The organism is Pseudomonas sp. GM33 (assembly GCF_000282295.1).
Taxonomy (GTDB): domain Bacteria; phylum Pseudomonadota; class Gammaproteobacteria; order Pseudomonadales; family Pseudomonadaceae; genus Aquipseudomonas; species Aquipseudomonas laurylsulfatiphila.
Map to the genome: position 1 here is coordinate 1 of NZ_AKJO01000199.1, position 4,656 is coordinate 4,656.

General features: G+C 60.3%; 6 protein-coding genes. 3 read left to right on the forward strand and 3 right to left on the reverse strand.

Annotated elements, in window-relative coordinates:
* Positions 1–51: 51 nt before the first annotated feature.
* The gene (locus tag PMI26_RS00070) at positions 52–345 is read right to left on the reverse strand and encodes a hypothetical protein (RefSeq protein ID WP_007981083.1); all 294 of its coding nucleotides are present in this window, start codon (positions 343–345) and stop codon (positions 52–54) included.
* Between the two features lie 648 nt (positions 346–993).
* Here PMI26_RS00070 and PMI26_RS00065 point away from each other — a divergent pair.
* Positions 994–1,797, forward strand: coding sequence for a hypothetical protein (locus PMI26_RS00065; protein ID WP_007981085.1), 804 nt, complete (start codon positions 994–996; stop codon positions 1,795–1,797).
* 33 nt (positions 1,798–1,830) lie between these two features.
* On the opposite strand, the gene PMI26_RS00060 is transcribed toward PMI26_RS00065, so the two are convergent.
* Both PMI26_RS00060 and PMI26_RS0130045 read right to left on the reverse strand, forming a co-directional pair.
* Complete coding sequence (locus tag PMI26_RS00060) at positions 1,831–2,568, reverse strand: hypothetical protein (RefSeq protein ID WP_007981087.1); 738 nt, start codon at positions 2,566–2,568, stop codon at positions 1,831–1,833.
* Positions 2,569–2,757: 189 nt separating this feature from the next.
* A complete protein-coding gene (locus PMI26_RS0130045; protein ID WP_007981089.1) occupies positions 2,758–2,940 on the reverse strand; it encodes a hypothetical protein in 183 nt (60 codons plus the stop codon).
* Between the two features lie 458 nt (positions 2,941–3,398).
* Here PMI26_RS0130045 and PMI26_RS00055 point away from each other — a divergent pair, with 458 nt between their 5' ends.
* Positions 3,399–3,854, forward strand: a complete 456-nt coding sequence (locus tag PMI26_RS00055; protein ID WP_007981091.1) for an anti-virulence regulator CigR family protein — start codon at positions 3,399–3,401, stop codon at positions 3,852–3,854.
* A gap of 98 nt (positions 3,855–3,952) precedes the next feature.
* The gene (locus tag PMI26_RS00050; RefSeq protein WP_007981093.1) at positions 3,953–4,480 is read left to right on the forward strand and encodes a hypothetical protein; all 528 of its coding nucleotides are present in this window, start codon (positions 3,953–3,955) and stop codon (positions 4,478–4,480) included.
* The last annotated feature ends 176 nt before the right edge of the window (positions 4,481–4,656 follow it).

Below are 4,656 nucleotides of genomic sequence, written 5' to 3' on the forward strand. Positions count from 1 at the left end.
AGCGTGTTTTCACACAGCCTGGAAGTGCGGGTTTTTTGCGCTTGAAAAATGTCACTGCTTCTTCGGCACCTCAAACCCCCGCTGCTCGATCACCCCAAACACATCCCGCACATCCTGCAGCAGAATCCGCGAAATGTTGCTGACGGTGTTGATGTCGTTTTCGGCGTAGTCGGGGAGGCTGGTGCAGGCCATGAGGTTGAGGTATTGCAGGACCGCGTTGAGGCGTTCGGCGGCGCAGTTGTGGAGTTCGCGCAGCGGGGCGTCGCTGTCGATGAGGAGGACGGGGTAGCTGGTGGCGATTTGTTTCATGGGGGTGAAGCGGCGTTGCGGATTGTTAGCTGTCATAAGTAAAACTTCCTCGTATCTGTAAGAAGAGCTACTCCCGGTCGCTGCGAATCGATTGGGGTGGTAGCTATGTGCGGGTTCGCAGACCGAGGATACGAGGAACCCGGCAGATCCGAAGATCTCCCACACACAGCCACCATAAAACGACATACGGGCGCAGATGCGACCGTCAGTGGTTTGGTGGGTTGCAAGGTTACTACACGTATCTACAGGGCTGCGAAACCCAATCGCCAATTCAAGTCAGCGACGGGCGCACATTAGGCATCGATTTCCAGCGCTGCAACCGGCCTGTAGGACGCCAAATGCCCCCTGTGGCGAGGGAGCTTGCTCCCGTTCGGCGGCTCTGCCGCCGTAAAACCGGGCACTGCGATGTGTCTGAGGAAATGAGTTGCAAGGGATGAGGGCCGCTTCGCAGCCCGGCGAGAGCAAGCGCCCTCGCCACAAAGGGGCAAGTCCTACAAGTTTTTCGGACGTCAAGATTGAACGTTCGTCGGATGGCGGGTTGCTACCATCGCAATTGCCTGCCGATATCAACACGGCTGCTAAGCTTGGTCGTTGCAGTGTCCGAGCCCCATTCCTGCTCACGCTGCAAGGGTAATCACGGAGTGCGACATCCATTCCTGTCGGCAACCTGCACGGAGGCAGGCGATGGTGATCATGAGCATGGCCGATTCGACGGCGGCGGGCTTTCCCGAGCCGCTCGATCGGGAAGAAATCGAGCGGGTGCTGGCGCTGTTGCTGGTCAGCCCGTTGTTTGCCAAGTCCAGGCGCATGGGCAGTCTGTTGCGCTTTCTGGTCGAGCACGATCTTCAGGCGTGCAAAACGCCGCTGACCGAACACGCCATTGGCATCGCGGTGTTTCGTCGTGACCCGGCAGTGTATTGCACCGGTGACGATCCGGTGGTGCGCGTGCAGGTGGGGCGCTTGCGGCGCAAGCTCGCAGCGCATTACGCCGGCAACGGCCAGCAGGATCCGGTGCGCTTCAGCATTCCACCCGGGTGTTATCGCTTGACCTATCAGCGGCTGCGGCCCAAGGGCGTCGGCACGCGCCATCCTGTGGTCCAGATCCAGCCGTTTACCTGCCTCACCCGCGATGGCAATGACTTTGCCCGAGGCCTGTGCGAGGAGTTGAGTTGCCGCCTGTTCGAGTCGTTCGAGCAGGCGCAGACCGGGACCAATCATGTGTTGATGCGGGTGGCACGACACAGCGAGCCGGTAGCGGACTTCAAGCGTGGCGGGCGTTACAGCTATTGCCTGGAGGGCAGCGTGCGGGTCGAGCCTTCGCGGGTGCGCGCGTCATTGCGCCTGGTGGATGTGGCGCAGGGGCGGATTCGCTGGTCGGCGCAGTTCGATCGTGATCGACCTTATGGCATCGCCACCCAGGAGGACCTCGCGCAGTCGATCTGTCGCTCGCTGACGGGCTACTTCGCCACGGCAGGTAAAGAGAAGTGAAAGGGCAACCGCGAGGTTGCCCCGGCATGACGGTTACACGGTTTTCCACTGACCGCCTTCGTAAAGGCGACCTGCGGTGTTATCGAACGTCAGGTCGATTTCGATCGCCTTGGAGCGTGAGGTACTGAACATGGTGCTGGTCTGTACGTTCTGTTCGAACCACACGAGGATGGTCTCCACCGGCGTCAGCGCGGTACTGCCGGTGACGACCTGGTTTACGGCCACGTAGATGGGCGTACTGACCTGATTGCCATCAATGCCGGTGGACAATTGGTTGACCCCCGGATGAATCGGCGCGTAGTCGTTCACGAAAGTCAGGGAAATATTCGGGCCACCGGTTACCGCCGGGCTCAGCAGGCCGTGTTGATCAAGTGTCGAGGTTTGCCCCAGGCCAATGTTGATGATGTTGGTCGAGACTTTGACCTGCACGTTTTCCCTGAACACGTTGGAGGCGAACAGCTGATACTGCGGCGTCCAGCTGAACTCGTTGTTGCTCAGGTAAGCGTCATAGGACTGCCAGACCACGTTGTAGTCGGCGTCACCCACCTTCTTGGCAAAGCACAGCTTGTAGCCGGACTTCTTCAGCTGCGTCAGGTCGCCGGCGGCGATTTCGATGGTGACGGTTTTTTGCGAAGCCGCCAGGGCCGACCTCAGTACCCGGCCGTAATCCGACGCCTTCAGTTGCGTAGCACCCATGATCGACTTGACGGCTTCTTGCACATCATTGTGAAGCTGCTGGCTCTGTTGGCTGACAGCGATTGACTTGCTCATGGTTTCCCTCTTCCTTGGTGGTGTGTTGGGCAAACAATGGCTGCTGGCGCTTGGCGCTGCAGTCCATTGACGGTGTCACTCTAGGGTCGAGGGGCAGGGCGGCTAAGTGTCGTGGTGTTACAAGTGGGTATCGGGGGTGTATCAGGGGCGTGGGCAGCGGGGCAGCCGATCGGCCGCCCCGCCTTGACCTCAGGCGGCCCGGGCATCGGCCCAGACGAAGTTCCAGCTGGTGCGTTTACCCTTGGCGATCTCGATCAGCTTGTTCTCGTACACCGTGTGATTGACCACGCCGGTGTAGGTCAGGGTGCGGGCGGCATTGTTCCCGGTGACCTCGCCCGGCTGGCCGCCCGACTCGACCATGGCTTTTTTCATGTCGGCATCCGACGGGGCGCTGCTCTGATTTTTTTTCCACTTTGACGAAACTCATGATTCACCTCTTCCGTGATGGGGGGATCGGTGCCAGCGCGCCGACAAGTCGACGAGCCTGTTCCACACCGACGGCCATACTCTATTGGCCCGTTCGGCGGCGCAGAAGTGACAACTGCGGCGCTGAGGTAACAATCGGGAAACAGCGCCATGCATTGAAGTATCTGCGACGTATCAAGCGGAGTCTGGTTGAGCGTTTCGGGTGGGAAGGGTGAGGACCGGCCGGGTCGCAAGGGCCGCTTTGCAGCCCGGCGGGAGCAAGCTCCCTCGCCACGGTGAGTGATTTCCTGCGGGATTTTCGGAGGTCGGGATGAACGGAACGTTGCGCACGGTGACCCGATGGAACCAACTCCGTCAATGGCGTCTAAAGTTCAGGGAACATTCCCGCCACGAAGGAACGACTCATGATCAAGTCTCGATCGTTGATTGCAGCAATCACCTGTTTGGCCCTGGTCAGCGGCTCAGTGACTGCACTGGCTGATCCAGGAAACGGCCAGGGCAACAACAAGGCCAGCCATGGCAACCAGGGCAACCAGGGCAGTCATGGCAACAAGAACAAGAATTCCGGCGGCGGGGACTGGAGTCATGGTCCCAGCATCAATCACAGCAGCGTGCTCGAGATCATCGGCGCCAACACGGGCTACTGGAGCCCCGGGCCTGCCTTGCCACCGGGTATTCAAAAGAACCTTGCCCGAGGCAAGCCGCTTCCACCGGGCATTGCCAAAAAACTGGATGGCCGGCTGGTCGGCAGGTTGCCCCACTATGACGGTTACGAGTGGCAGCAAGTCGGCACGGATCTGATCCTGGTCGCGTTGGCCACCGGGCTCGTCTATGAAATTCTCAACGGTGTGTTCGATTGAGGTGTGAGTGGGCTTCCAGCCGCCTGTCGTCGGGCTGGAACTGTTTGAGGGATATCGCGTCATACGTCACGCAATATCAACCACCTACGGAAGCAATCATGCTTTTCAAAAACAAGAGTCTCGTTGCTGTAATGTCATGCGCCATGATGCTTGCAGCCGCCCCTTTGCTGCCTGATGGCCTGTCGATCATGGGTTCCGCCTACGCGAAGGACGGCGGTGGCGGCGGCGGCGGTGGTGGTGGAAACGGTGGCGGCGGCGGTGGAAACGGCGGTGGTAATGGCGGCGGAAACGGTGGCGGCCACGGCGGCGGAAACGGCGCAGGTCACGGCGGCGGCATGGGTGGCGGACACGCCGGCACAGGCCACTCCGGCAGCAACGGCCGCGGCAACGGGCTGGACAGCGACCATGCCGGCAAATCCGTGCGCGACCATGGCCTGAGCGGCAACCACTACGGTAGTGAGCGCAACGATGACAACGGTCATGGCACCACGACCTCAGGCATCGCCCACTCCAAGGATACTCGCGGCCTCTCCAAGGCCGGGGCTATCTCGGCCTCGACGCCGGGTGAGCACAACACCAAAGGCTTGAGTAAAGCCGGGCTGTCGACCTCGAAAAAAACCCATTGAGTTCACAGCAGTAGCGAGCAGTTTCAGAAAAGCCAGAAACCCGCTGAAGAGCGTAATGCTGCTCACTTAAGGACGAACACTGTATCTGTGGCGAGGGAGCTTGTCGGATCGCCGCACCGTCCCGTCGGGGCGCGAAGCGGCCCTGAAAATGGGACTGCTGCGCAGTCCAGCGGGAG

What these genes read in the sequence shown, in the direction of transcription:
- PMI26_RS00070 (WP_007981083.1), bottom strand. Translation starts at nt 345, where the DNA reads ATGACAGCTAACAATCCGCAACGCCGCTTCACCCCCATGAAACAAATC.
- PMI26_RS00065 (WP_007981085.1), top strand. Translation starts at nt 994, where the DNA reads ATGGTGATCATGAGCATGGCCGATTCGACGGCGGCGGGCTTTCCCGAG.
- PMI26_RS00060 (WP_007981087.1), bottom strand. Translation starts at nt 2,568, where the DNA reads ATGAGCAAGTCAATCGCTGTCAGCCAACAGAGCCAGCAGCTTCACAAT.
- PMI26_RS0130045 (WP_007981089.1), bottom strand. Translation starts at nt 2,940, where the DNA reads ATGAAAAAAGCCATGGTCGAGTCGGGCGGCCAGCCGGGCGAGGTCACC.
- PMI26_RS00055 (WP_007981091.1), top strand. Translation starts at nt 3,399, where the DNA reads ATGATCAAGTCTCGATCGTTGATTGCAGCAATCACCTGTTTGGCCCTG.
- PMI26_RS00050 (WP_007981093.1), top strand. Translation starts at nt 3,953, where the DNA reads ATGCTTTTCAAAAACAAGAGTCTCGTTGCTGTAATGTCATGCGCCATG.